The organism is Pseudomonas arsenicoxydans (assembly GCF_006438915.1).
GTDB lineage: Bacteria > Pseudomonadota > Gammaproteobacteria > Pseudomonadales > Pseudomonadaceae > Aquipseudomonas > Aquipseudomonas arsenicoxydans_A.
On sequence record NZ_RCZE01000015.1, the window covers coordinates 81,550 to 105,059 of the forward strand.

The 23,510-nt window shown below is 60.7% G+C and carries 26 protein-coding genes and 1 pseudogene; 4 read left to right on the forward strand and 23 right to left on the reverse strand.

Features of this window, described 5'->3' with window-relative positions; all coding sequences use genetic code 11:
* The first annotated feature begins 78 nt into the window (after positions 1 to 78).
* Together EAH78_RS26930 and EAH78_RS26935 are read left to right on the forward strand one after the other, a co-directional pair.
* Positions 79 to 966 carry a LysR family transcriptional regulator gene (locus tag EAH78_RS26930; RefSeq protein WP_140670695.1) on the forward strand — a complete coding sequence of 296 codons (888 nt, stop codon included), beginning with the start codon at positions 79 to 81 and terminating at the stop codon, positions 964 to 966.
* Between the two features lie 49 nt (positions 967 to 1,015).
* Positions 1,016 to 1,291: pseudogene (locus EAH78_RS26935) on the forward strand (excisionase family DNA-binding protein); the annotation flags it as partial.
* 426 nt (positions 1,292 to 1,717) lie between these two features.
* Here EAH78_RS26935 and EAH78_RS26940 read toward each other — a convergent pair.
* The 10 genes from EAH78_RS26940 to ccmA form a co-directional block, all read right to left on the reverse strand.
* Positions 1,718 to 2,122 (reverse strand): hypothetical protein, encoded by a 405-nt coding sequence (locus EAH78_RS26940; RefSeq protein WP_140670697.1) that lies wholly within the window; start codon positions 2,120 to 2,122, stop codon positions 1,718 to 1,720.
* A 13-nt stretch (positions 2,123 to 2,135) separates the two neighbouring features.
* Entirely contained in the window at positions 2,136 to 3,338 is a 1,203-nt protein-coding gene (gene ccmI, locus EAH78_RS26945) for a c-type cytochrome biogenesis protein CcmI (RefSeq protein WP_140670699.1), read from the reverse strand.
* Positions 3,335 to 3,805, reverse strand: coding sequence for a cytochrome c-type biogenesis protein (locus EAH78_RS26950; RefSeq protein ID WP_140670701.1), 471 nt, complete (start codon positions 3,803 to 3,805; stop codon positions 3,335 to 3,337). The genes ccmI and EAH78_RS26950 overlap by 4 nt, the downstream gene beginning before the upstream one ends.
* Positions 3,802 to 4,338: a DsbE family thiol:disulfide interchange protein gene (locus EAH78_RS26955; protein ID WP_140670703.1), complete on the reverse strand. Its 537-nt coding sequence runs from the start codon at positions 4,336 to 4,338 to the stop codon at positions 3,802 to 3,804. The genes EAH78_RS26950 and EAH78_RS26955 overlap by 4 nt, the downstream gene beginning before the upstream one ends.
* Entirely contained in the window at positions 4,335 to 6,323 is a 1,989-nt protein-coding gene (locus EAH78_RS26960; protein WP_140670705.1) for a heme lyase CcmF/NrfE family subunit, read from the reverse strand. The genes EAH78_RS26955 and EAH78_RS26960 overlap by 4 nt, the downstream gene beginning before the upstream one ends.
* A 3-nt stretch (positions 6,324 to 6,326) precedes the next feature.
* Positions 6,327 to 6,782 carry a cytochrome c maturation protein CcmE gene (gene ccmE / locus EAH78_RS26965; protein ID WP_140670707.1) on the reverse strand — a complete coding sequence of 152 codons (456 nt, stop codon included), beginning with the start codon at positions 6,780 to 6,782 and terminating at the stop codon, positions 6,327 to 6,329.
* Positions 6,779 to 6,955: a heme exporter protein CcmD gene (gene ccmD, locus EAH78_RS26970; protein WP_008145547.1), complete on the reverse strand. Its 177-nt coding sequence runs from the start codon at positions 6,953 to 6,955 to the stop codon at positions 6,779 to 6,781. Before ccmD ends, ccmE begins: the two co-directional genes overlap by 4 nt.
* The gene (locus tag EAH78_RS26975; protein WP_007946756.1) at positions 6,952 to 7,707 is read right to left on the reverse strand and encodes a heme ABC transporter permease; all 756 of its coding nucleotides are present in this window, start codon (positions 7,705 to 7,707) and stop codon (positions 6,952 to 6,954) included. Before EAH78_RS26975 ends, ccmD begins: the two co-directional genes overlap by 4 nt.
* 72 nt (positions 7,708 to 7,779) lie before the next feature.
* Positions 7,780 to 8,448 (reverse strand): heme exporter protein CcmB, encoded by a 669-nt coding sequence (gene ccmB / locus EAH78_RS26980; protein ID WP_007946758.1) that lies wholly within the window; start codon positions 8,446 to 8,448, stop codon positions 7,780 to 7,782.
* Positions 8,445 to 9,080 carry a cytochrome c biogenesis heme-transporting ATPase CcmA gene (gene ccmA / locus EAH78_RS26985; protein ID WP_140670709.1) on the reverse strand — a complete coding sequence of 212 codons (636 nt, stop codon included), beginning with the start codon at positions 9,078 to 9,080 and terminating at the stop codon, positions 8,445 to 8,447. Before ccmA ends, ccmB begins: the two co-directional genes overlap by 4 nt.
* Positions 9,081 to 9,277: 197 nt before the next feature.
* Here ccmA and EAH78_RS26990 point away from each other — a divergent pair, with 197 nt between their 5' ends.
* Positions 9,278 to 10,870: a flagellar hook-length control protein FliK gene (locus EAH78_RS26990; RefSeq protein ID WP_140670711.1), complete on the forward strand. Its 1,593-nt coding sequence runs from the start codon at positions 9,278 to 9,280 to the stop codon at positions 10,868 to 10,870.
* Positions 10,867 to 11,196 carry an EscU/YscU/HrcU family type III secretion system export apparatus switch protein gene (locus EAH78_RS26995; protein ID WP_140670713.1) on the forward strand — a complete coding sequence of 110 codons (330 nt, stop codon included), beginning with the start codon at positions 10,867 to 10,869 and terminating at the stop codon, positions 11,194 to 11,196. The genes EAH78_RS26990 and EAH78_RS26995 overlap by 4 nt, the downstream gene beginning before the upstream one ends.
* Positions 11,197 to 11,317: 121 nt before the next feature.
* Here EAH78_RS26995 and EAH78_RS27000 read toward each other — a convergent pair whose 3' ends face one another.
* From EAH78_RS27000 to flhF, 13 genes are all read right to left on the reverse strand, one after another.
* Positions 11,318 to 11,710, reverse strand: coding sequence for a DUF2802 domain-containing protein (locus EAH78_RS27000; protein WP_140670715.1), 393 nt, complete (start codon positions 11,708 to 11,710; stop codon positions 11,318 to 11,320).
* A complete protein-coding gene (locus EAH78_RS27005; protein ID WP_008155806.1) occupies positions 11,711 to 12,196 on the reverse strand; it encodes a chemotaxis protein CheW in 486 nt (161 codons plus the stop codon).
* Between the two features lie 72 nt (positions 12,197 to 12,268).
* Entirely contained in the window at positions 12,269 to 13,147 is an 879-nt protein-coding gene (locus tag EAH78_RS27010) for a chemotaxis protein CheW (RefSeq protein WP_140670717.1), read from the reverse strand.
* Between the two features lie 27 nt (positions 13,148 to 13,174).
* Positions 13,175 to 13,963, reverse strand: coding sequence for a ParA family protein (locus EAH78_RS27015; RefSeq protein WP_140670719.1), 789 nt, complete (start codon positions 13,961 to 13,963; stop codon positions 13,175 to 13,177).
* A gap of 43 nt (positions 13,964 to 14,006) precedes the next feature.
* On the reverse strand, positions 14,007 to 14,897 hold the full coding sequence (gene motD / locus EAH78_RS27020; RefSeq protein ID WP_140670721.1) for a flagellar motor protein MotD: 891 nt from the start codon (positions 14,895 to 14,897) through the stop codon (positions 14,007 to 14,009).
* A gap of 15 nt (positions 14,898 to 14,912) precedes the next feature.
* Positions 14,913 to 15,653 carry a flagellar motor protein gene (locus EAH78_RS27025; RefSeq protein ID WP_027922374.1) on the reverse strand — a complete coding sequence of 247 codons (741 nt, stop codon included), beginning with the start codon at positions 15,651 to 15,653 and terminating at the stop codon, positions 14,913 to 14,915.
* A complete protein-coding gene (locus EAH78_RS27030; RefSeq protein WP_140670723.1) occupies positions 15,653 to 16,798 on the reverse strand; it encodes a protein-glutamate methylesterase/protein-glutamine glutaminase in 1,146 nt (381 codons plus the stop codon). The genes EAH78_RS27025 and EAH78_RS27030 overlap by 1 nt, the downstream gene beginning before the upstream one ends.
* 49 nt (positions 16,799 to 16,847) lie before the next feature.
* Entirely contained in the window at positions 16,848 to 19,085 is a 2,238-nt protein-coding gene (locus EAH78_RS27035; protein WP_140670725.1) for a chemotaxis protein CheA, read from the reverse strand.
* Positions 19,086 to 19,139: 54 nt separating this feature from the next.
* On the reverse strand, positions 19,140 to 19,928 hold the full coding sequence (locus tag EAH78_RS27040) for a protein phosphatase CheZ (protein ID WP_140670727.1): 789 nt from the start codon (positions 19,926 to 19,928) through the stop codon (positions 19,140 to 19,142).
* A 22-nt stretch (positions 19,929 to 19,950) separates the two neighbouring features.
* Entirely contained in the window at positions 19,951 to 20,322 is a 372-nt protein-coding gene (locus EAH78_RS27045; RefSeq protein WP_024012118.1) for a chemotaxis response regulator CheY, read from the reverse strand.
* Positions 20,323 to 20,489: 167 nt separating this feature from the next.
* Positions 20,490 to 21,230, reverse strand: coding sequence for an RNA polymerase sigma factor FliA (gene fliA / locus EAH78_RS27050; RefSeq protein WP_007894214.1), 741 nt, complete (start codon positions 21,228 to 21,230; stop codon positions 20,490 to 20,492).
* Positions 21,227 to 22,057 carry a flagellar synthesis regulator FleN gene (gene fleN, locus EAH78_RS27055; protein WP_003222917.1) on the reverse strand — a complete coding sequence of 277 codons (831 nt, stop codon included), beginning with the start codon at positions 22,055 to 22,057 and terminating at the stop codon, positions 21,227 to 21,229. The genes fliA and fleN overlap by 4 nt, the downstream gene beginning before the upstream one ends.
* Positions 22,058 to 22,173: 116 nt before the next feature.
* Positions 22,174 to 23,508: a flagellar biosynthesis protein FlhF gene (flhF, locus tag EAH78_RS27060; protein ID WP_140670729.1), complete on the reverse strand. Its 1,335-nt coding sequence runs from the start codon at positions 23,506 to 23,508 to the stop codon at positions 22,174 to 22,176.
* Between the last annotated feature and the right edge of the window lie 2 nt (positions 23,509 to 23,510).

Genomic DNA, 23,510 nt, shown 5'->3' on the forward strand with positions numbered 1-23,510 from the left:
CCAACAACACAAAACCCCGTAGGAGCTGAGCTCCTACAGGGGGCTTCCTGAAGGCATCAGACTGCACAAGGGTTTCGAATGGACCGCCTCGCCGCAATGGAAACCTTCGTCTACGTCGTGGAAACCGGCTCGTTTTCCGCCGCCGCCCGGCGTCTGAATATCGGCCAGCCCGCCGTGTCGAAAGCCATTGCTCAACTCGAATCACGCCTGGCCGTGCGACTGCTGTTGCGCTCGACCCGAGGCCTGACGCCCACCGAGGCCGGCCTGGCGTTTTTCGAGCGCGCCAAGCGTGCCATCGAAGAATCCGATGAGGCCGACAACGCCGCGCGCGGTGCCGCCAGCGGGCTGACCGGCAACCTGCGCATTTGCGCCGCTGTGACCTTCGGCCGAATACATATCGTGCCGCACCTCGGGCGGTTCCTCGAACAGAACCCGGACCTGAACATCGACCTGCTGCTCGACGACCGCAACCTCAATCTGGTCGAAGAAGGCGTCGACATCGCGCTGCGCATGGGCGCCCTGAGCGACTCCGGCCTCACCGCCCGCAAGATCGCCGAATGCCGACGCGTGGTGCTCGCCACGCCGGCCTACTTCGAAAAACACGGCGAACCCACCTGCCCCGCTGACCTGTGCAAACACCAGGCTGTGGTCTACGCCCTGGGCGGTGGCGCCAACTGGCAATTTCGCAACGCGAATGAAGAACAGTCAGTGATCATCAACGGCCGAATTCGCGTCAGCGCCGCCGAAGGATTGCGCGAAGCGGTCTTCGCCCATCTCGGGCTGACCATGGCCTCCGAATGGATGTTTGCCCCGGAGCTGGCCAGTGGCGCCGTCAGGGAAGTGATGACGGACTGGACATTGCCGAACCAGGATTTGTGGGCGGTGTTTCCTACTGGAAGAATGGCCAGCGCAAAGGCTCGGGCGTTTGTGGGGTATGTGCAGGGGTTGTTGGTGAAAGGAGCCTGACGTTTCGATTTTCGATTTTCGATTTTCGATTTTCGATTTTCGATTTTCGATTAATTCGAAGCTCGCGGCGGGCAACGCCGTCAAAGTGGTTCCGGTTCACGCCGAACTCACCCCCCAGGAAGCCGTCGACCTGCTCAACGTCTCACGTCCGCACCTGATCAAACTGCTCGAATCCGGCGACTTGTCCTACCACAAAACCGGCAAGCACCGACGTGTGCGCTTCGCCGATTTGATGGACTATAAAAACCGGCGCGACACTGCCAGCGAGCAAGCAATGACGCTTCTCGCGGAGCAGGCACAAGCGTTAAGGACAGGATACGAGTGAGGCATTCCACTTTCACCGCTGTATATGACGCCTGTGTTTTGTACTTTTAAGAACAGGCCGTTCGGCCGCGTCGCTTTTGCTTTAGCTTTGGATTTTGATCTTGATCTGCCCCGTCGGAAGGCCGAGCGGAGGTTCTGCGCAGTGGGCACCGCGGCAAGGAAGCCGCGGTAGCCGCCCCCGGCCATGGATGGCCGATGGCGGCGGGCCCACGGAGCAGGACCGGAGCGAGGGCATGCCGAGCCTGGGCGAGGCACCGGACGTCAGGGGCGAAAGCGTTTGGTTACTTTGCGCTTTTCAAAGTCACCAGCCGTAAGGGCGGAACCAATAGGCGGCCATTACCGCAGAAACGGATATGTACACCATCGAAAACCGCATCTTTCTTTTCCAGCGCCCACAAAAAAGGCGACTCGAAAGTCGCCTTGTGCGTTATTCCCCGAATTGACGCCCCAACCCACCCGGCACGCCATGGATATTGGTCTCTTCCCACGGCCCGTTCGGACTGATCGACCGGCTCCAGCCATTGTTCCAGCGGTAATAGGTGCGCTGACGGTAGAAGGTGTTTGGCTGATCATCAAGCACATAGACGCCAAGCTTGGCATCCCAATGGCTGTTGCCACCCGGTGGCGGTGCGAAGCTGGCGGAGGTGCGCGGCATCGGTTTGGCCGGCTTGGCGGGGATGCCCGGTTTACTCGGCGAAGGTGATGTCGACGGTGTAGGTTTTGGCTGCGAGGGCGGAATCGGCTGCGGCGACTCGCGCTCCGGCGGCTGGACCGCACATGCACTCAACCCCAAAACCAGACTGAGCAGGGTGATTCGAGCGATGGCGGTCATGGGCGTTTTCCTGTTATTTGTCCGGGCTGTCGATGGTCAGTGTCTGCGTCGCGGTGGTGCTGCTGGCCAGAGGCTGGCTGCGACCGACCCATTCACCGGCAGTCGGCTGGCCGGCACGGGAGACGCGCGCAACCAGTTGGACTTCAGGGAAGTTCGACAGTTTCAACTGCGGCATCATTGCGTCGGCATCACCCAGTTCGACGGTCACCGGCAAGTCGGCCACGGTCAGGCGTTTGGCGGCCAACGGCGCAGGTGGGCCTGAGGTGGCGCGGGCGAAGATGAAGACGCTGTCACCCGGCTGGACCTTGGCTTTGAGCGCTGGCGCCAGGTCTACGGTGACTTTCAGCAACGCTGCAGTCTTCGCCGCAGGTGCCTGGGCAACCTTGCCGCCGCTGGCTTCCAGCTTCTCGGTGGCCCGGGCGATACCGCCTTGCAGGGCGGCGCGGGAGCTGTCCTCGGGCGGCAGCTGCGCCAGCAGGCGATTCCAATAGTCAATGGCGTCCTGGTAACGCTGCGCTTCGAACGCCGCGATGCCCAGCAAGCCAAGGCTGGTGACTTCTTTCGGATCGGCTTTCAGCGCTTCATCGGTCAGCGCCTGAATCTTGTCAGACCACTTTTTGCCATCGGCAAAGTATTGGGCCTGCGCCCATTGGCCGAGCAGCTCCGGTTGACGACCGGCCAGGTTCACCGTGCGTTCGAAGATCTTCGCCGCATCGCCCGGACGGTCTTGAGCCATGTAGGTGCGACCGAGGAAATACAGGCCTTCAGCCGATTCCGGCTGAGCCGCGACGGCGCGTTCCAGGCGACGGGTCATCTCTTCCATCGACTGTGGCGCCTGGGAAAACTCGCGGGTCAGTTCGACTTTGTCGCTGGCGCCGAAATGCAGGTACAACCCCAGGCCGAGCACCGGAACCAGTACCGCCGCCAGCAACGGCAACGGCTTGCCCAAGCGGCCCACACGCGGCGCCGCAACGCCTTCGGTATCGGCGAGCAGCTCACGGGCTGCTTCGGCACGGCCGGTGTCCATTTGCCCGGCGTCGAGCACGCCCTCTTCCTGCTGAGTCTGCAACTCAGCCACGCGCTCTTGGTACAGTGCGACGTTCAGGGCGGTACGATCCTCTTCAAGTTGAGCGCGACGAACGCGCAAAACTGGGATCAACAGAAAACTCAGGGCAACCAGAAGTAGCAGACCTGCAGCGAGCCAGAAATCAATCATTCTTGGTTTTTATCCAACAGGTGGTCGAGGCGCTCACGCTCCTCGGCAGAAAGCGCGTCCGGGGTTTCGGCGCGTTGCGCACGACGACGGCGGACGATCACGGCGATGATCACGAAACCGCCCAGCAGCAGGCCGGCCGGGCCGAACCAGAGCAGTGCAGTCTTGGCGTTGAGAGCCGGTTTGTAGCGGACGAAATCACCGTAGCGGTCGACCATGAAGTCGATGATCTGCTGGTTGTCCTTGCCCTCGCCGAGCATGCGAAAAATCTCTTTGCGCAGGTCGGCGGCAATCGGGGCGTTGGAGTCGGCGATGTCCTGATTCTGGCACTTGGGGCAACGCAGCTCTTTGGTCAGCTCGCGAAAACGCTCGCGATCACCCTCTTTGGCGAACTCGTAGGTGTCGATGGCCGCGTGTGCCACGCCGGCCATGCTCAAACCCAGTACCGCTGCAGCTATCCAGCGCTTCATGGCTTGGCCTCATCGACCAGCGCCTGATACTTGGCGGCCAGTTTTTCACGCCAGACCTGCTCGTCGATCACGCCGACGAACTTGTCGCGGATGATGCCCTTGGCGTCGATGAAAAAGGTTTCCGGCGCGCCATACACACCCAGGTTCAGGCCCAGGGTGCCGGCGTCGTCACGGATGTTCAGTTGATACGGGTTGTGGAATTCCACCAGCCACTTCAAGGCGTCGGCGTTGACGTCCTTGTAATTGATGCCGTAGATCACCACGCCCTGCTGGGCCAGTTTGTTCAGCACCGGGTGCTCGACCCGGCAGGAAATGCACCAGGTGCCCCAGACGTTGACCAGCGCCGGTTTGCCCACGATGTCTGCCTTGGTCAAGGTCTTGTCACCTTGCACCGATGGCAGGGAAAACTCCGGGAACGGCTTGTTGATCATCGCCGAAGGCAACTCGGCCGGGTCGAGGTACAACCCGCGATACAGGAAAACAGCCACCACCAGAAAAATAATCAGTGGCAACAGCATCAACCAACGTCTCATGCAGTGGCTCCCTTCATGCCCAGTGCTTCACGCACCCGGCTTTTCACCTTGACCCGATAACGCCGATCCAGCGCCGCCAGTAACCCACCGAAACCAGTCAGCAAGCCACCGAACCAGATCCAGCGCACGAACGGTTTGACGTGAACGCGCACGGCCCAGGCGCCATCACCCAGCGGTTCGCCGAGGGCGACGTAGAGGTCGCGGGTGAAACCGGCGTCGATCCCGGCTTCGGTCATCACCGAATTCTGCACGGTGTACAGGCGTTTTTCCGGGTGCAGCACGCTGACTTCCTTGCCGTCGCGGATCACCCGAATGGTGCCCTTGTCGGAGGTGAAGTTCGGGCCTTCGAAGTGCTTGGCTCCTTCGAACACGAAGTGATAACCGGCCAGGTCCATGGACTCGCCCGGCGCCAGGCGCAAGTCGCGCTCGGCACTGTTCTGGCTCGACAACACGACACCCAGCGCGCACACGGCAATGCCGAGGTGAGCAACCTGCATGCCCCAATAGCTGCGAGTCAGGGTCGGCAGGCCTTTGATCAGGCCTTTGTGACGGGTCTTGTCGAGAATATCCCGGACACCGGCGAGCAATACCCAGGCCGCGAGCATGAAGGTCGCGATCACCGCCCAGTTGAAATCGCCATAAGCGACGCCGGCGATCACGGCCAACGCAGCGCTCCCCAGCAATACCGGGGTCAGCATGCTCATCAGCCATTTGACCGGGGTGTCTTTCCAGCGCACCAGCATCCCGACGGCCATCACCACCATCAGCAACGCCATCAACGGAATGAACAGCGCGTTGAAGTACGGCGGGCCGACGGACAGTTTGGCGCCGGTCATCGCGTCGAGAATCAGCGGGTACAAGGTGCCGAGCAGGATCATCGAAGCCGCCACCACCAGCACCAGGTTGTTCCCCAGCAGCAGGGTTTCCCGGGACCAGAGGTTGAAGCCGACCTGGCTCTTGACCACCGGTGCCCGCAGGGCGAACAGCGTCAGCGAACCGCCGACCACAAACAGCAGGAAAATCAGGATGAACACACCGCGCTCAGGGTCGGACGCAAACGCGTGAACCGAGGTCAGTACGCCGGAACGCACGAGGAACGTACCGAGCAAGCTCAGCGAGAACGCGGCGATGGCCAGCAACACGGTCCAGCTCTTGAACACGCCACGTTTTTCCGTGACCGCCAACGAGTGAATCAGCGCCGTACCGACCAGCCAAGGCATGAAGGAGGCGTTTTCCACCGGGTCCCAGAACCACCAGCCGCCCCAGCCGAGTTCGTAATAAGCCCACCAGGAACCGAGGGTGATACCAATACCGAGGAAGGCCCAGGCGACGATGGTCCACGGGCGCGACCAGCGTGCCCACGCCGCATCGAGGCGACCGCCCATCAGCGCCGCAATGGCGAAGGCGAAGGCCACCGAGAAACCGACATAACCCATGTACAGCATCGGCGGGTGAACGATCAGGCCGATGTCTTGCAGCAACGGATTGAGGTCGGCGCCATCACTCGGCACTTGCGGCAGGATGCGCTTGAACGGGTTGGACGTGAGGATCAGGAACAGCAGGAAACCGGTGCTGATCATGCCCATCACCGCCAGCACACGGGCCAGCATGACCTGCGGCAATTGCCGGGAGAATACTGATACTGCGAAGGTCCAGCCGCCGAGGATCAATGCCCACAACAGCAATGACCCTTCGTGTGCGCCCCACACTGCACTGAATTTGTAGTACCACGGCAAGGCGCTGTTGGAGTTGCTGGCGACGTAGCCGACCGAGAAGTCGTCGGTCATGAACGCGTAGGTCAAGCACCCGAAGGCGAATACAAGAAAGGTGAACTGGCCCCAGGCAGCGGGTAGAGCAAGGCTCATCCACAAGCGGTCACCGCGCCAGGCACCGAGCAACGGCACCACGGCTTGAACCAGCGCGAAACACAACGCCAGAATCATAGCCAGATGACCCAGCTCCGGGATAAAGATTGCAGAAGTCATCTATTAACCCTCTTTCGCAGGAGTAGGTGCCGACATGCCGCTGTCTTTCAGGGCCTTGGTCACTTCCGGCGGCATGTATTTCTCGTCGTGCTTGGCCAGCACTTCGTCGGCCACCACCACGCCGTCGGCGTTGATTTTGCCCAGGGCGACAATGCCCTGCCCTTCACGGAACAGGTCCGGAAGAATGCCGCGATAGGTGATGGTCACGGATTTGTTGAAGTCAGTGACGACGAATTTGACGTCCAGCGAATCGCCGGAACGTTGCAGCGAACCTTTCTCGACCATGCCACCCGCCCGAATACGCGTGTCTTGCGGCGCTTCGCCGTTGGCGATCTGGGTCGGGGTGTAAAACAGATTGATGTTCTGCTGCAGGGCGCTCAGGGCCAGGCCGACGGCTGCGCCGACCCCCACCAGGATCGCGAGAATGATGATAAGACGCTTTTTGCGCAGCGGATTCACTTGCCGTTCTCCCGGCGCAGACGACGCGCCTCTTGTTGCAGATACCGCTTGCGGGCCAGGATCGGCGCCGCCACGTTGAGGGCCAGCACCGCCAGGCAGATGCCATAGGCGGACCAGACATACAGGGCGTGATGGCCCATGGCGAGGAAGTCGCCGAATGAAGCAAAACTCATCGAGCGGCCTCCAGACTGTTCTGTACTTCGGCCTTGACCCAACTGGCCCGCGCTTCGCGCTTGAGCACTTCAAGGCGCATGCGCAGCAACAGGACCGCGCCGAAGAAACAGTAGAAACCCAGCACCGTCAGCAGCAGAGGCAGCCACATCTCGGCCGGCATCGCCGGTTTTTCGGTGAGGGTGAAGGTCGCGCCCTGGTGCAGGGTGTTCCACCACTCCACCGAGTACTTGATGATCGGGATATTGATCACGCCGACAATCGCCAGCACCGCACAGGCCTTGGCGGCGCTGTCACGATTGCTGATGGCGTTGCCCAGCGCAATAAGACCGAAGTACAGAAACAGCAGAATCAGCATGGACGTCAGTCGCGCATCCCAGACCCACCACGAACCCCAGGTCGGTTTGCCCCAGATCGCGCCAGTGACCAGCGCCACAGCGGTCATCCAGGCACCGATGGGCGCCGCGCATTGCAGGGCGACGTCGGCCAGTTTCATCTTCCAGACCAGCCCGACGATCCCGCACACGGCCAGCATCACATAGCAGGACTGCGCCAGCATGGCGGCCGGAACATGGATATAGATGATGCGAAAGCTGTTGCCTTGCTGGTAATCGGGCGGCGCGAAGGCCAGGCCCCAAACGACACCGACGCCGATCAGCAGCAACGCCGCGACGCTCAGCCAGGGCAGCAGTTTGCCGCTGATGCCGTAAAACCATTTGGGCGAGCCGAGCTTGTGAAACCACGTCCAGTTCATACTGTTTCCATCACGGTTGCCCTTCGCTGTGAAGGGCTGGGTCTTTACTGGTTAAATTTTAACCAGACCTCATTATTCGCCGACGCTGATCTTCAGGCCAGCAGCTATTGCAAAAGGTGTCAGGGTTATCGCCAGGGCGGTCAGGCTACCAAGCCACAAGAGATAACCGGTCGCCGGCATGCCCTGCAAGGCTGCCTGCAAGGCGCCACTGCCGAGAATCAACACCGGGATGTACAGCGGCAAAATCAGCAGCGCCAGCAACAGGCCACCGCGCTTCAATCCGACCGTCAGAGCTGCGCCCACCGCACCGAGCAGGCTCAGCACCGGTGTACCCAGCAATAAGGAAAGCAGCAACACCGGCAGACAAGCGGCAGGCAAACCGAGCATCAACGCCAGCAGTGGAGCGAGCAAAACCAGTGCCAGGCCAGAGAAGGCCCAGTGTGCCAGTACCTTGGCCAAAACCAGAAGAGGCAGGGGGTGCGACGAAAGGACCCACTGTTCAAGCGAACCGTCTTCAAAATCACTGCGAAAAAGCCCGTCCAGCGAGAGCAGAACCGATAAAAGCGCGGCCACCCAGACCAGTCCCGGAGACAAGGTTTGCAACAATTGAGCCTCGGGGCCGACCGCCAGCGGGAACAACGCCACCACGATGGCGAAGAACACCAGCGGATTAGCCAGTTCCGCAGGACGGCGAAACAATAAACGGGCCTCACGGGCGACCAACAGGCCGAAAACACTCATACGGCCCAATTCCCCAGGTCAATGTCGCGATAGCCGGCCGGCATCCGGCTCAGCGTGTGGTGCGTAGTCAACACGACCATGCCGCCGCGCTCGCAGTGCGCGGCCAGGTGTTCTTCAAGTTGCGCCACGCCTTGTTTATCGAGCGCGGTGAACGGTTCATCGAGAATCCACAGCGGCGGGCTGTCCAGGTACAACCGCGCCAGCGCCACGCGACGATGTTGGCCAGCCGACAAGATGTGGCAGGGAACATCCTCGAAACCGCGCAGCCCCACCGCAGCCAGCGCCTCCCAGATCGCTTCATGGGAAGCCGGGTGATGCAGGGCACAGAGCCAGCTGAGGTTTTCCTCAGGGGTCAGCAACTCCTTGATACCGGCGGCATGACCGATCCACAGCAGGTTGCGCGCCAGCTCGAAACGTTGCTCATTGAGCGGCTGGCCGTTGAGCAGCACCTGACCGGCGGTCGGCTGCATCAGGCCACACAGCAGGCGCAACAGGCTGGTCTTGCCACTGCCGTTGGGGCCGCTGATTTGCAACATTTCGCCACTGGCCAGTCTCAAATCGAGATTTTCGAAGAGCAGCCGAAGGTCTCGCTCACAAGCGAGGGCAACGGTTTGCAGGACTGGGCTGGTCAAGGGATTACGGGCCTTTTGCGGTTCAAGTCGGCGGCGAAGCGGCCGCTAAAGAGATGCAGCATAGATGCATTGGCGGCCTGTTCTAGAGAGCTGCGTCAAACAATTGCAATGTTTTCGCCACTCCCCGAAAGACGGGCGGCATTATACATGCCATGCCCTACTCTAAAGAGTGCATTTTCCTCAGGTTGTGACCGCGTATGACAGGCGAAATGAACATCCTTCCGCTACCCCAGACCACGCCCGCGACTTCGCGGCCACTGGTGGTGAGTGGCGATCTGCTGCAGTTGCTCAAGCCAATGGAGGGCCTGATCGACGTCGGGCAGACCGCCAAGGCTGAAGTACTGTCGCTCAAGCAGACGGATCAGACTTTTCAACTGCTGCTCAAAGTCACCCTCGACAGCGGTCGCCAGACCACCGTGCAGGCCACCAGCACGCAACCGCTGCCCCAAGGCACCAGCCTGGCGATCACGCAGCCGTCGGCGAGCAATCTGGCAATCACCGTGCAACAAGCCATCGCTTCCAGCATCGCCACCCTCACCCGCATCGACACGGCGCAACTACCGGTCGGCACCTTGCTGCAAGGCAAAGTGTTGACCTCGCAGGTGCTGCCGCAGGTGCCGGGGCAACCGACGGTGTTTCGCTCGATGGTGAGCTTGTTGAACACCGTGCTGAGCGGCAGCACCTTGAGCATCGACAGCCCGACGCCGCTGCGCATCGGCACGTTGTTGAGCGCCATGGTGCAAGACACCCAGACGCTGAAGTTCGTCCCGTTAAGCAGCCGCCAGGAACAATTGGCGGTGACACAGCAACTGGTCAGCCAGCAAAGTCGCCAGGGCTCGCTGGATGGCTTGATCAAGGCCCTGCAAAACCTGCCCTTGCCGTCCGCGTCCGCGTCCGCAGACCAGACTTCCAACGACTTGCGCGCTGCCGTAGAAAAACTCCTCGCTGGTTTGCCGGATGTTCAGCAATTGAGTACGCCAAAGGGTCTGGCTCAGGCGCTGGCCAACAGTGGTCTGTTCCTCGAAGCGAAACTGCTCACCGGACAGAACCCGACGCTGACTCCAGACATGAAGGGCGATTTGCTCAAGCTGATCGCGCAACTGACGCCGGGGCTGCCGGCTAACACCAACCTCAATGCAATCATCGCCGCCAACACATTGGTGCAGGCGATGCCAAGCTTTGTGCGCAGCGCACTCGGCATGCTCGGCCAGGTCAGCGCCAAACCGCTGCCGACCAGCTTCCCGCTGCCCGAGCGTCTGCTGCAAAGCCAGGACGGTGAAGGTGATCTGGAGCACTTGCTGCGTTTGGCTGCGGCGGCGGTTTCGCGCCTGCAAAGCCATCAACTGTCGAGCCTGGAGCAAACCGGTCTGACAGACGATGGGCGGCTGGTCAGCACCTGGCAACTGGAAATTCCGATGCGCAACCTGCAGGACATCGTGCCGTTACAGGTCAAGTTCCAGCGCGAAGAAGCCCCCGAGAAAGAACAACCGCACGAACGTCGCGACGAACGTGAGCCCAAGCAACAATTGTGGCGCGTCGACCTGGCGTTCGACATGGAGCCGCTAGGCCCCTTGCAGATTCAGGCGCAGTTGATCAAGGGCAGCCTGTCCAGCCAACTCTGGGCTGAACGCCCCTACACCGCGAGCCTGATCGAAAGCAACCTGGCCGGGCTGCGTGAACGCCTGCTGGCCTCGGGCCTGAACGTCGGCGATCTGGATTGCCACCTCGGCAAACCGCCGCAAGGCCCGCAAACCCGTCTCGAACAACGCTGGGTCGACGAAACCGCATGAGAAATCCCAACGCCCCACGCCAGGCCATCGCCCTCAAATACGACGGCAGCCACGCCCCTACCCTCACGGCCAAGGGTGACGAAGCGCTAGCGGAAGAGATACTGCGGATCGCCCGCGACTACGAAGTGCCGATCTACGAAAACGCCGAACTGGTGAAACTGCTGGCGCGGATGGATTTGGGCGAGAGTATTCCGGAGGAGTTGTACCGCACGATCGCCGAAATTATTGCGTTTGCGTGGAATCTGAAGGGCAAGTTTCCGGCGGGGCATGATGCGGAGGCGGTCATGCTGGAGAAGGACATTACTGATCGCGGGGATGACTACTGATCGTTCCCACGCTCTGCGTGGGAATGAAGCACGTGACGCTCTGCGTCAGATTCAACAGCTGAACGCGGAGCGTCCCCAGAGGCATTCCCACGCGGAGCGTGGGAACGATCTCTGACAGGTGTCAGTTCTTGTGAAGCTTGCGCATCAACTCCGCCTCAGCCTGGGTCAACCCGCAGGACTGAGTCAGTTCATCCACTGTAGCGCCCATTCCGACCAGTCGCGCCGCTTGGGCAAACGACAGGCTCGACGGGTCGCGCTGTTCCAGTTGCGCCAGTTTGTCCGGCAGCGGGCCGACCACCGCGCGCAGCTCGTGCAGGTCTTCACCCATGCGCACGTTGCCGCGCTGATAGTCGTCCACGCGTTTGCCCAGGTCCTTGATGCGCTGATCCCGCAGCGCATCGCCCTGAGCCTGTTGCGCGGCGATCAGTCGTTGACCGCGTATGTACGCCAGAAACATCGCCAGCGTGCCTGCCCAGAAAAGGAACAGGACAATGACCGCTACCTCAAGAATCAATCAAATATTCTCCAGATCCGACCATTCTTCTTCGCTCATCATCTTGTCCAGCTCGACCAGGATCAGCAGTTCGTTATTCTTGTTGCACACGCCTTGAATGAACTTGGCGGATTCTTCGTTACCGACGTTTGGCGCGGTTTCGATTTCCGACTGACGCAGGTAAACCACTTCGGCAACGCTGTCGACCATGATCCCGACCACTTGCTTGTCGGCTTCGATGATGACGATACGGGTGTTGTCGCTGATCTCGGCATTCATCAGGCCGAAGCGCTGACGGGTGTCGATCACGGTGACCACGTTACCGCGCAGGTTGATGATGCCCAGCACGTAGGACGGGGCACCCGGGACCGGGGCGATTTCGGTGTAGCGCAGGACTTCCTGAACGCGCATCACGTTGATGCCGTAGGTTTCGTTGTCCAGCTTGAAAGTTACCCATTGCAGGATCGGATCTTCGGAACCCTTTGCATTTGTCGCTTGATTACTCATACCTGACCCCTCGAAAAACCGCCCTGGCGGTGTGTGTTCTGTGCGCCGGCAGTCACTGCCGTTGCGTGTTTTTTATGTTGGTTTGTGAGCCGGTTTCTTGATACTGCTCAGGTGCTTTGCCCCGCCGCTGGCGATCAGATCGGCCAGCGCGGAAACGTCGAGCAAGGCACACATGTGTTCAATCACGGTGCCCGCCAGCCACGGTCGTTGACCACGGTGGCTGCGCCATTTGATTTCGTTGGGGTCCAGGCGCAACGAGCGGCTGACCTGATGCACCGCCAGCCCCCACTCATAGCCCTGAACCGAAATGACGTATTGCAGGCCCTGGCGGAAGTCATCGCGGTAGCGGTCGGGCATGACCCAACGCGCGGTATCGAGAACTTTCAGGTTGCCGGCCTGGCTCGGAAGAATCCCGAGGAACCATTCCGGCTGACCGAACAGCGGTGTCAGCTCGTGACCAGCCAATGAATAAATCGAACCGAGGCATACCAGCGGCACCGCCAGCGTCAGGCCGGCCACGTCGAACAACAGGCATTCGAAGGGCTCGGCGGCCCACGATGGACGCCCGTCGGTTTCGACCGGAGGCGGCGTGTTGCTCGGTGGGAGATGAACTTCGACGAGCGGCGGCACCAGCGTTTGCAGCAGCGGTGCGATAGTCGATACCGGCGCGAGGATCGGTGCCGGTGCTTCCATGACAGGTGCTGGTGCTGGTGCTGTTTCTTTCACTGCAGGCGCAACCACGGGTGCAATCACCGGCGCCGGCCGTGCATCACGCGCCTGTTCTTCGAGCACCGCCAACTGAAACTCGTCGAGGGCACTTTCAGGTTCAATCACTTCGATGGGCGCTTCGATGACAGGCGCCAGTTCCTCGGTCGCGTCCTGAAGCAAGCTGTCCAGATAACTCTGGAGCGCGAGTTGCGGGCGAGAGGTGACTTTCACCGGCCGATTCATTTAAGCACCACGCAAGGAAGGTTCATCTCACGCCACCTGCGCAACGGATTGCTGCGCCAGCAAATGCTTGAGCAGCGCGCGGTAAGCCAGAACGCCACGGCTCTTGCCGTCGAACTGCGAAGGCGTGAGCCCGGCCCGGCTGGCGTCACGCAGACGAGTATCGACCGGGATGTAGCCTTGCCAGATTTCTTCAGGGTACATGTCGCGCAGCACGCGCAGGGTTCCGAGGGACGCCTGGGTGCGGCGGTCAAACAAGGTCGGGATGATGGTGAACGGCAGCGCCTGTTTGCGTGAGCGGTTGATCATCGCCAAGGTGTTGACCATGCGTTCCAGACCTTTGACGGCCAGGTGCTCGGTCTGCACCGGGATCACCAACTGCTGGCTCGCCGCCAAGGCATTGACCATCAGCACGCCGAGCAACGGCGGGCTGTCGATCACCGCGTAATCGAAGTCCTGCCACAACTGCGCGAGGCTCTTGGCGATCACCAGGCCCAAACCGCTCTGCCCCGGCGACTGGCGCTCAAGCGTGGCCAGCGCGGTACTGGAGGGCAACAGGGAAATGCTTTCGTGGCTGGTGGGCAACAGCAACTGACCGGGCAAGCCTTGCGGCACGCTGCCCTTGTGCAGGAACAAGTCGTAACTGCTGTGTTCCAGGGTGTCGGGGTCGTAGCCGAAGTAGCTGGTCATGGAGCCGTGCGGGTCGAGATCGACCACAACCACGCGCTTGCCCGCCTCGGCCAGTAAACCGGCTAAAGCGATAGAGGAAGTGGTTTTACCAACACCACCCTTTTGATTGGCAACTGCCCAGACTCTCATTCGAAGGGTTCCGCCCGGTCGACAGGGTCGACCGAGAAATAGCTCAACGTGTTAATACGGGTGACGGAGAATTGACGGCGCTCTCTCGTACCGGCGACTTGACCGGGGTCGGTGCAGTTTGTGTGCCAGCACGCTTCAACGCGGCGTCCGGTTGTGCATGAGCGGTACCGGTGCCGGTCAGGCTGCGGCGCACATCGAGATTGCGCGACACCACCATCACCACTCGACGGTTGCGTGCGCGGCCTTCAGCGGTGGCGTTGTTGGCCACCGGCTGGAATTCGCCGTAGCCCACGGACGCCATACGGGCAGGGTTCACGCCCTGCATCGCCAGAATTCGCACAATGCTCGCCGAACGGGCCGAGGACAGTTCCCAGTTGGTCGGGTACTGCGCGGTACGAATCGGTTGATCGTCAGTAAAGCCTTCGACGTGGATCGGGTTGTCGAACGGCTTCAGAATCCGGGCGACCTTGTCGATGATGTTGAACGCGATGTCGCTGGGCATGGCATCGCCGCTGCCAAACAACAGGCTGGAATTGAGTTCGATCTCGACCCACAACTCGTTACCGCGCACGGTCATCTGGTTGGAGCTGATCAGGTCACCGAACGCCGCGCTGATGTCATCGGCGATGCTTTTCAGCGGGTCACTGGAACCGGCAACACCGGCATCGACCTGTTCGCTGTCTTTCACCAACGGCTTGGCAGGGGTCACGGTCATCGGTCGTTCTTCTCCGACCGGGATTGGCTTGAGCGAGCGATCGGCGTCGGTGAAGACCCCGATCAACGCTTGCGAGATGACTTTGTACTTGCCTTCGTTGATCGAAGAGATCGAGTACATGACCACGAAGAACGCAAACAGCAAGGTGATGAAGTCGGCATAGGAAACAAGCCAGCGTTCATGGTTTACATGTTCTTCAGGTTGCCGGCGACGAGCCATAGTCCATTACTCCCATCAATCCATGAAGCCCTGAAGCTTCAACTCAATAGAGCGAGGGTTTTCACCTTCGGCGATCGACAGGATCCCTTCCAGCAACATTTCGCGATAACGCGACTGACGCAAGGCCACGGACTTGAGCTTGGAGGCAATCGGCAGCAACACCAGGTTGGCACTGGCCACACCATAGATGGTCGCGACGAAGGCCACGGCAATGCCGCTGCCCAGTTGGGTCGGATCGGCCAGGTTGCCCATGACATGGATCAGGCCCATCACCGCACCGATAATCCCGATGGTCGGCGCGTAGCCGCCCATGCTTTCGAAGACTTTGGCGGCTTCGATGTCGCGGCTTTCCTGGGTGTAGAAATCCACTTCCAGAATGCTGCGAATCGCTTCCGGCTCGGCACCGTCAACCAGCAGTTGCAGGCCTTTGCGCGAATAGCTGTCGGGTTCGGCATCGGCCACCCCTTCCAGACCGAGCAGACCTTCCTTGCGGGCCGTCAGGCTCCAGTTCACCACGCGATCAATGCCACCGGCCAGGTCAACGCGCGGCGGAAACAGAATCCAGCCAAGAATTTGCATGGCACGCTTGAAAGCGCTCATCGGCGATTGCAGCAAGGCTGCGCCGATGGTCCCACCCAAAACGATCAGGGCGGCCGGGCCGTTGGCCAGCGCGCCGAGGTGGCCACCTTCAAGGTAGTTGCCGCCAATGATGGCGACGAACGCCATGATGATGCCAATCAGGCTTAAAACATCCATCAGATACACGCCTCGACCAGGTGCTTGCCAATATCTTCCAGCCCATAGATCGCATCGGCGAGATCGGCTTTGACGATGGCCATCGGCATGCCGTAGATCACGCAACTGGCTTCATCCTGAGCCCAGATCGCGCTGCCGCTCTGCTTGAGCAGGCGAGCCCCTTCACGACCGTCGGCGCCCATGCCGGTCAGCACGACCGCCAGAACTTTGTCGCCGTAGGACTTGGCGGCTGAACCGAAGGTGATGTCCACGCTTGGTTTGTAATTCAGGCGCTCGTCGCCTGGCAGGATTTTCACCGCGCCACGGCCATCGATCATCATTTGCTTGCCACCCGGTGCCAGCAGCGCCAGGCCAGGACGCAAGATGTCGCCATCCTCGGCTTCCTTGACGCTGATGCGGCAGAGCTTGTCCAGGCGTTCAGCGAAGGCCTTGGTGAACGCCGCCGGCATGTGCTGGATCAACACCAGCGGTGCCGGGAAGTTGGCCGGCAACTGGGTCAGGACCCGTTGCAGCGCAACCGGACCGCCCGTGGACGTGCCGATGGCCACCAGTTTGTAGGCTTTGCGTTTCGGTGCAGGCGACGATGGGCCGGACGACACAGGCGCATGGGTGCGTGCCGGAATCGGAGCTGGCGCTGGCGCTGGACGCGACGGTGTGTGGCTGCCGTAGCTGCTGACGCTTGCAGGCGCAGGCGTCGGGGCTGGCGCGGCGACCGGAGCCGGTGCGCTGTAGGTATTGGCGCGACGGTTACTGCGCGAAATGCTCAGGATCTTTTCGCACAGCAGTTGCTTGACCTTCTCCGGGTTACGGGAGATGTCTTCGAAATTCTTCGGCAGGAAATCCACGGCGCCGGCGTCCAGCGCATCGAGGGTGACCCGGGCGCCTTCGTGTGTCAGCGAGGAGAACATTAACACCGGCGTCGGGCAGCGCTGCATGATGTGTCGCACGGCGGTGATGCCGTCCATCATGGGCATTTCGTAGTCCATCGTGATCACGTCCGGCTTGAGGGCCAGGGCCTGATCGATCGCCTCTTTTCCGTTGGTCGCCGTGCCGACGACCTGGATATTCGAATCCGCTGAAAGAATTTCCGAGACGCGGCGGCGGAAAAACCCCGAATCGTCCACCACCAGGACTTTGACTGCCATAAACACTCCGTTAGACGGAGCGAGGCTCAGTCGCCCCGCTCCACCAGAATCAAATACGCCGCGTGGCGTAACGCTTGAGCATGCTCGGAACATCGAGAATCAGCGCAATGCGGCCGTCACCGGTGATGGTGGCGCCCGACATGCCTGGGGTTCCCTGGAGCATTTTGCCCAATGGCTTGATGACCACTTCTTCCTGGCCCACCAACTGATCGACGACAAAGCCGATTCGTTGCGTACCCACCGAAAGGATCACCACATGGCCTTCGCGCTGCTCTTCGTGAGCGGCGGAGCTGACCAGCCAGCGCTTGAGGTAGAACAGTGGCAGCGCCTTGTCGCGCACGATCACCACTTCCTGGCCGTCCACCACGTTGGTGGTCGACAGGTCGAGGTGGAAAATTTCGTTGACGTTGACCAGCGGGAACGCAAACGCCTGGTTGCCGAGCATGACCATCAGCGTCGGCATGATCGCCAGGGTCAACGGGACCTTGATGACGATCTTCGAGCCCTGGCCCTTGGTCGAGTAGATGTTGATCGAACCGTTGAGCTGGGAAATCTTGGTCTTCACCACGTCCATGCCCACGCCACGACCCGACACGTCGGAGATTTCGGTCTTGGTCGAGAACCCTGGTGCGAAAATCAGGTTGTAGCACTCGGTGTCGCTCAAGCGATCCGCCGCATCCTTGTCCATCACACCGCGTTTTACCGCGATGGAACGCAAGACGTGCGGGTCCATGCCTTTGCCGTCATCGGAGATCGACAGCAGGATGTGGTCGCCTTCCTGTTCCGCCGCAAGGACGACTCGACCGCCACGGGACTTGCCCGAGGCTTCGCGTTCTTCCGGCGACTCGATGCCGTGGTCGACCGCGTTGCGCACCAAGTGGACCAGCGGGTCGGCCAGGGCCTCGACGAGGTTCTTGTCGAGGTCGGTTTCTTCGCCGACCAGTTCCAGGTTGATCTCTTTCTTGAGCTGGCGAGCCAGGTCGCGAACCAGGCGCGGGAAGCGCCCGAAAACTTTCTTGATCGGTTGCATCCGGGTCTTCATGACCGCGGTTTGCAAATCAGCCGTGACCACGTCGAGGTTCGACACCGCCTTGGACATGGCTTCGTCGGCGCTGTTGGCACCCAGGCGAACCAGGCGGTTACGCACCAGTACCAATTCGCCGACCATGTTCATGATTTCGTCGAGACGCGCGGTATCGACCCGCACGGTGGTCTCGGCTTCGCTGGCCGGTTTTTCCGGTGGCGGCGCGGCCGGAGCACGGGCCGGGGCCGGTGCAGCAGCGGCAGCCGGTTTCGGTGCCTCGGCTTTCGGTTCTGGCGCCTTGGCCACGGGTGCCGCTGCCTTGGCAACGGGCGCCGGGGCAGTGACGACAGTGCCTGTCGCCACGTCGGTGAACTTGCCTTTACCGTGCAATTCGTCGAGCAGCGATTCGAACTCGTGATCGGAGATCAGATCCCCACCCACCGCCGCTGCAGTTGGCGCAGGTGTAGCCGGTACCGAAGCAATGGCCGACTCCAGCGCGTCTACCGCAAAGTTGCCTTTGCCGTGCAACTGGTCGAGCAGTGCTTCAAATTCGTCGTCGGTAATGTCGGAGCTGTCGCCCGCCGCTTTCGGCGCAGCCGGTGCCGCTGGCGCAGGGGCCACGGCATCGACGGCGAACTGGCCTTTGCCGTGCAGTTGATCGAGCAACGACTCGAACTCGGCATCGGTGATTTCGTCGCCGGCAGCGGCATCGCTGACAGGCGTTGGTACAACCACGGGTGCCTCGGCCTGAGCCTTGACGGCGTTCAGCGAGTCCAGCAGTTGTTCGAATTCGTTATCGGTGATGTCGCCCGATTCGCTTTCGGCGGCAGGTTCTTCAGCCACGTGAGCAACCGGTGCAGCTTCATCAGCCGTTTGCGGCTCGGCCAGACGGGCCAGGGCCTCTAGCAATTCAGGTGTGGCAGCCGTGACCGGGCTGCGCTCGCGGACTTCGCCGAACATGCTGTTCACCGCGTCCAGCGCTTCGAGGACCACGTCCATCAGTTCCGAGTCGACGCGACGCTCACCCTTGCGCAGGATGTCGAACACGTTCTCGGCGATGTGGCAGCACTCCACCAGCTCGTTGAGCTGGAGGAAGCCGGCGCCCCCTTTTACAGTGTGAAAACCGCGAAAAATTGCATTGAGCAAATCCGCATCATCCGGTCGGCTTTCCAGCTCGACCAGTTGTTCGGACAGTTGCTCTAGAATCTCGCCGGCCTCAACCAGGAAATCCTGAAGGATCTCTTCATCGGCGCCGAAGCTCATTAAGGGGGTGCTCCTACAGGTCTAAAAACCTAAAAAACCTAGAATGCTAAAACGCTAAAATCCCAGGCTGGATAGCAAATCGTCCACATCGTCCTGACCGGACACAACGTCTTCTCTTTTATCGGCATGAATCTGCGGACCTTCACCCTGAGAGAGATGTTTTTGTGGATCTTTTTCGGCCAGCATCGATTCACGGTCATGTTCGATACCCGCAAAGCGGTCTACCTGGCTGGCCATGAGTACGAGCTTGAGCAAATTACTTTCAACTTCGGTGACCAATTGGGTCACGCGCTTGATCACCTGACCGGTGAGGTCCTGGTAATCCTGAGCCAGCAGAATGTCGTTGAGGTTGCTCGACACCGTGCGGTTGTCCTGGGTGCTGCGTGTCAGGAAACCGTCGACGCGGCGGGCCAGCTCACGGAACTCTTCAGCCCCGACTTCGCGGCGCATGAACCGGCTCCAGTCCGTGCTCAACGCATGGGCTTCTTCGCTCAGGCTGTTGACCAGCGGCGTGGCGCTTTCCACCAGGTCCATGGTGCGGTTGGCCGCGGCCTCGGTCAGCTTGACCACATACCCCAGGCGCTCGGTGGCGTCCGTAATTTGCGACACTTCCTCGGCTTGCGGCATGTTCGGGTCAATCTGGAAATTGACGATCGCGCTGTGCAGCTCGCGAGTGAGCTTGCCCACTTCCTGATACAGGCCACGGTCACGGGTCTGATTGAGCTCATGGATCAGTTGCACAGCCTCGCCGAACCTGCCTTTTTCAAGGCTGGCGACCAGTTCGACGGCATGTTTTTTCAGGGTCGATTCAAAATCGCCCTGTGAAGATTCTTTATGCTCCATAGCTCCCCCGTGGCGCAGTGGATCAACCGATGCGTTCGAAAATCTTCTCGATTTTGTCTTTCAACGCCTGGGCCGTGAAAGGTTTGACCACATAGCCGTTTACACCGGCCTGGGCTGCTTCGATGATCTGTTCGCGCTTGGCTTCTGCGGTCACCATCAGCACTGGCAGGTGCTTGAGCTTTTCATCGGCGCGCACGTGGCGCAGCAGATCGATACCGGTCATGCCAGGCATGTTCCAGTCCGTTACCAGAAAGTCGATGCTCCCGCTGTTGAGAACCGGAATGGCAGTAGTGCCATCGTCGGCCTCGACCGTGTTGGTGAACCCAAGGTCACGCAACAGGTTTTTTATGATCCGCCGCATCGTTGAGAAGTCATCAACGATGAGGATTTTCATGTTCTTGTCCAATTCGACCTCCAAGCAGTCTTAAACGCGCCCAGCACCTGGACACGCCATTTCAATCAATTCGGCAATTCACTCGATGACTGTCTGGAGCACAACAGATCGCGACCGGTGCCGTTCAAATCCGCACCAGCCACGTTCGCAGTGTCCCCACACTGCCTTCAGCGCGCTCGCCACTCCCCCAAACGCCCCCGCAAACGGGCCGCGCACTGGCTATGTAACTGGCTGACCCGCGATTCGCTGACCCCCAGGACCTCACCGATTTCCTTGAGATTCAACTCTTCGTCGTAGTACAGCGCCAACACCAGTCGCTCGCGCTCCGGCAAATTGGCAATCGCGTCCGCCAGCGCCGCCTGGAAGCGTTCATCTTCCAGATCGCGTGACGGCTCGAGATGAGCACTCGCGCCATCCTCGTGCAGCCCTTCGTGTTCGCCGTCCTGCAACAGATCGTCGAAGCTGAATAAGCGGCTGCCCAGGGTGTCGTTCAAAATCCCGTAATAATCGTCGAGACTCAATTGGAGTTCGGCCGCAACCTCGTGATCTTTAGCGTCACGGCCGGTTTTAGCTTCAATAGAGCGAATTGCGTCACTGACCATACGGGTATTTCGGTGGACCGAGCGTGGCGCCCAGTCCCCCTTGCGTACTTCATCGAGCATGGCGCCGCGGATTCGTATGCCCGCGTACGTCTCGAAACTTGCGCCTTTGCTGGCGTCGTATTTGGTCGACACTTCAAGCAGGCCGATCATCCCGGCCTGGATCAGGTCTTCAACCTGGACACTGGCCGGCAGACGGGCCAGCAAGTGGTAAGCAATGCGTTTGACCAGTGGCGCGTAACGCTCGATCAGCTCGTACTGCGCGTCACGTGCCGACTTCTTGTAGAGGTTGTAGCCACTGGCTGTCATAGGACGGGTCCTGCGGTCTGTTGCACGAGGCGCTCGACGAAAAATTCAAGGTGCCCGCGTGGGTTGGCAGGCAGCGGCCAGGTATCAACTTTCTGCGCGATGGCCTTGAACGCCAGGGCGCACTTGGAACGCGGGAAGGCTTCATACACGGCACGTTGTTTCTGCACAGCCTTGCGCACGCTTTCGTCGTAAGGCACCGCGCCGACGTATTGCAAGGCAACGTCGAGAAAGCGGTCGGTGACCTTGGTCAACTTGGCGAACAGATTGCGACCTTCTTGCGGGCTCTGGGCCATGTTGGCCAGGACGCGGAAGCGGTTCATGCCGTAATCGCGGTTAAGCAGCTTGATCAGCGCGTAGGCGTCGGTGATCGAGGTCGGCTCGTCGCAGACCACCAGCAAGACTTCCTGCGCCGCGCGAACAAAACTGACTACCGAGTCACCTATACCCGCAGCGGTGTCGATCACCAAAACGTCGAGGTTGTCGCCGATGTCGCTGAACGCCTGGATCAGGCCGGCGTGTTGAGCCGGGCTCAAGTGAACCATGCTCTGGGTGCCGGACGCGGCCGGGACAATTCGAATACCGCCCGGCCCCTGCAATAGAACGTCGCGCAGCTCGCAGCGGCCTTCGATCACGTCGGCGAGGGTACGTTTGGGCGTCAGTCCCAGCAGGACGTCGACGTTCGCCAGGCCCAGGTCAGCGTCCAACAGCATGACGCGACGGCCGAGCTCAGCCAGGGCCAGCGACAAATTCACTGACACGTTAGTCTTGCCGACGCCACCTTTGCCGCCGGTCACCGCGATCACCTGTACGGGATGCATGCTGCCCATGTTATTTCTTTACCTTGTCTTGCATAGACGGAGGCCACATTACTGGCTGCGCGTTCGCGAATGGAACAATGCATGGCAGACCATCGATGTAGGTACAAAAACGGTTCATGACTACCTTAGCCAACCTGCTTGGTCGGGCTGTGGTAAATATCAGCGAACATGTCAGCCATGGCTTCTTCGCTGGGTTCTTCCTGCATTTGCACGCTCACGGCGCGACTGACCAACTGATGACGGCGCGGCAGATGCAAATCATCCGGAATCCGCGGGCCATCGGTCAGGTACGCCACCGGCAAATCATGACTGATCGCCAGGCTCAGCACCTCGCCCAGACTTGCCGTTTCATCCAGTTTAGTCAGGATGCAGCCAGCGAGCCCGCAGCGCTTGTAACTATGATAAGCGGCTGTTAGAACCTGTTTCTGGCTGGTGGTTGCGAGCACCAGGTAATTTTTTGATTTGATGCCTCGTCCGGCCAGGCTTTCGAGCTGCATGCGCAGGGCCGGATCGCTGGCCTGAAGGCCTGCGGTATCGATCAGCACCACGCGTTTGCGCAGCAGTGGCTCCAGCGCCTGAACCAGCGATTGGCCCGGATCGACGTGGGTCACCGACACATTGAGAATCCGCCCCAGCGTCTTGAGCTGCTCCTGGGCGCCAATGCGAAAGCTGTCCATGCTCACCAGCGCGATGTTCTGCGCGCCGTACTTGAGCACGTAACGGGCCGCAAGCTTGGCCAGCGTGGTGGTCTTGCCCATGCCGGCAGGACCGACCATGGCGATCACGCCGCCCTCTTCCAGCGGTTCGACTTCCGGTGTGGCGATCATCCGCGCCAGGTGCGCCAGCAACATGCGCCAGGCCTGACGGGGCTCATCGATATCGCCGATCATCGCCAGCAGATCGCGCGACAACGGGCCGGACAGGCCGATGCGTTGCAGGCGACGCCACAGGTTGGCCTGGGCCGGACGGCTGCCTTGCAGCTGATTCCAGGCCAGCGAGCCGAGCTGCACTTCCATCAGTTCGCGCAGGCTGTTGAGTTCGAAACGCATCGAGTCGAACGCACGTGGATCGACGCCGCCAGCGGCAGGTGCCGGAGCAGGCGCCGAGCGACGCGGTTCGGCGTAGGTCGGTTCGATCAGCGGCTCGGCAGCGGTGAGTGGCAGGCCGGCGAACAACTGGCGATTGGTGGTCTTGTCGCCTTCGGTCTCGCCATCGCCACGCAGGCTCAATTCGGCCTGGGCAGTGACGATGCGCGATTGGGTCTTGCGCAGCTCATCCTCGAGTTCCATGTTCGGAACACGCGGGGCCAGCGCCGACAATTTGTAATCCAGCGCAGCCGTCAACTCGACACCACCGGCGATCCGGCGATTGCCAATAATGGCGGCATCGGCGCCCAGCTCATCACGAACCAGTTTCATGGCCTGACGCATATCGGCGGCGAAAAAACGCTTAACTTGCATAA

Excerpts from the sequence above, each read along its gene's own strand:
- EAH78_RS26930 (WP_140670695.1), top strand. The coding sequence starts at position 79 with ATGGACCGCCTCGCCGCAATGGAAACCTTCGTCTACGTCGTGGAAACC.
- EAH78_RS26940 (WP_140670697.1), bottom strand. The coding sequence starts at position 2,122 with ATGACCGCCATCGCTCGAATCACCCTGCTCAGTCTGGTTTTGGGGTTG.
- ccmI (WP_140670699.1), bottom strand. The coding sequence starts at position 3,338 with ATGATTGATTTCTGGCTCGCTGCAGGTCTGCTACTTCTGGTTGCCCTG.
- EAH78_RS26950 (WP_140670701.1), bottom strand. The coding sequence starts at position 3,805 with ATGAAGCGCTGGATAGCTGCAGCGGTACTGGGTTTGAGCATGGCCGGC.
- EAH78_RS26955 (WP_140670703.1), bottom strand. The coding sequence starts at position 4,338 with ATGAGACGTTGGTTGATGCTGTTGCCACTGATTATTTTTCTGGTGGTG.
- EAH78_RS26960 (WP_140670705.1), bottom strand. The coding sequence starts at position 6,323 with ATGACTTCTGCAATCTTTATCCCGGAGCTGGGTCATCTGGCTATGATT.
- ccmD (WP_008145547.1), bottom strand. The coding sequence starts at position 6,955 with ATGAGTTTTGCTTCATTCGGCGACTTCCTCGCCATGGGCCATCACGCC.
- EAH78_RS26975 (WP_007946756.1), bottom strand. The coding sequence starts at position 7,707 with ATGAACTGGACGTGGTTTCACAAGCTCGGCTCGCCCAAATGGTTTTAC.
- ccmB (WP_007946758.1), bottom strand. The coding sequence starts at position 8,448 with ATGAGTGTTTTCGGCCTGTTGGTCGCCCGTGAGGCCCGTTTATTGTTT.
- EAH78_RS26990 (WP_140670711.1), top strand. The coding sequence starts at position 9,278 with ATGACAGGCGAAATGAACATCCTTCCGCTACCCCAGACCACGCCCGCG.
- EAH78_RS26995 (WP_140670713.1), top strand. The coding sequence starts at position 10,867 with ATGAGAAATCCCAACGCCCCACGCCAGGCCATCGCCCTCAAATACGAC.
- EAH78_RS27005 (WP_008155806.1), bottom strand. The coding sequence starts at position 12,196 with ATGAGTAATCAAGCGACAAATGCAAAGGGTTCCGAAGATCCGATCCTG.
- EAH78_RS27010 (WP_140670717.1), bottom strand. The coding sequence starts at position 13,147 with ATGAATCGGCCGGTGAAAGTCACCTCTCGCCCGCAACTCGCGCTCCAG.
- EAH78_RS27015 (WP_140670719.1), bottom strand. The coding sequence starts at position 13,963 with ATGAGAGTCTGGGCAGTTGCCAATCAAAAGGGTGGTGTTGGTAAAACC.
- motD (WP_140670721.1), bottom strand. The coding sequence starts at position 14,897 with ATGGCTCGTCGCCGGCAACCTGAAGAACATGTAAACCATGAACGCTGG.
- EAH78_RS27025 (WP_027922374.1), bottom strand. The coding sequence starts at position 15,653 with ATGGATGTTTTAAGCCTGATTGGCATCATCATGGCGTTCGTCGCCATC.
- EAH78_RS27030 (WP_140670723.1), bottom strand. The coding sequence starts at position 16,798 with ATGGCAGTCAAAGTCCTGGTGGTGGACGATTCGGGGTTTTTCCGCCGC.
- EAH78_RS27035 (WP_140670725.1), bottom strand. The coding sequence starts at position 19,085 with ATGAGCTTCGGCGCCGATGAAGAGATCCTTCAGGATTTCCTGGTTGAG.
- EAH78_RS27040 (WP_140670727.1), bottom strand. The coding sequence starts at position 19,928 with ATGGAGCATAAAGAATCTTCACAGGGCGATTTTGAATCGACCCTGAAA.
- EAH78_RS27045 (WP_024012118.1), bottom strand. The coding sequence starts at position 20,322 with ATGAAAATCCTCATCGTTGATGACTTCTCAACGATGCGGCGGATCATA.
- fliA (WP_007894214.1), bottom strand. The coding sequence starts at position 21,230 with ATGACAGCCAGTGGCTACAACCTCTACAAGAAGTCGGCACGTGACGCG.
- fleN (WP_003222917.1), bottom strand. The coding sequence starts at position 22,057 with ATGGGCAGCATGCATCCCGTACAGGTGATCGCGGTGACCGGCGGCAAA.
- flhF (WP_140670729.1), bottom strand. The coding sequence starts at position 23,508 with ATGCAAGTTAAGCGTTTTTTCGCCGCCGATATGCGTCAGGCCATGAAA.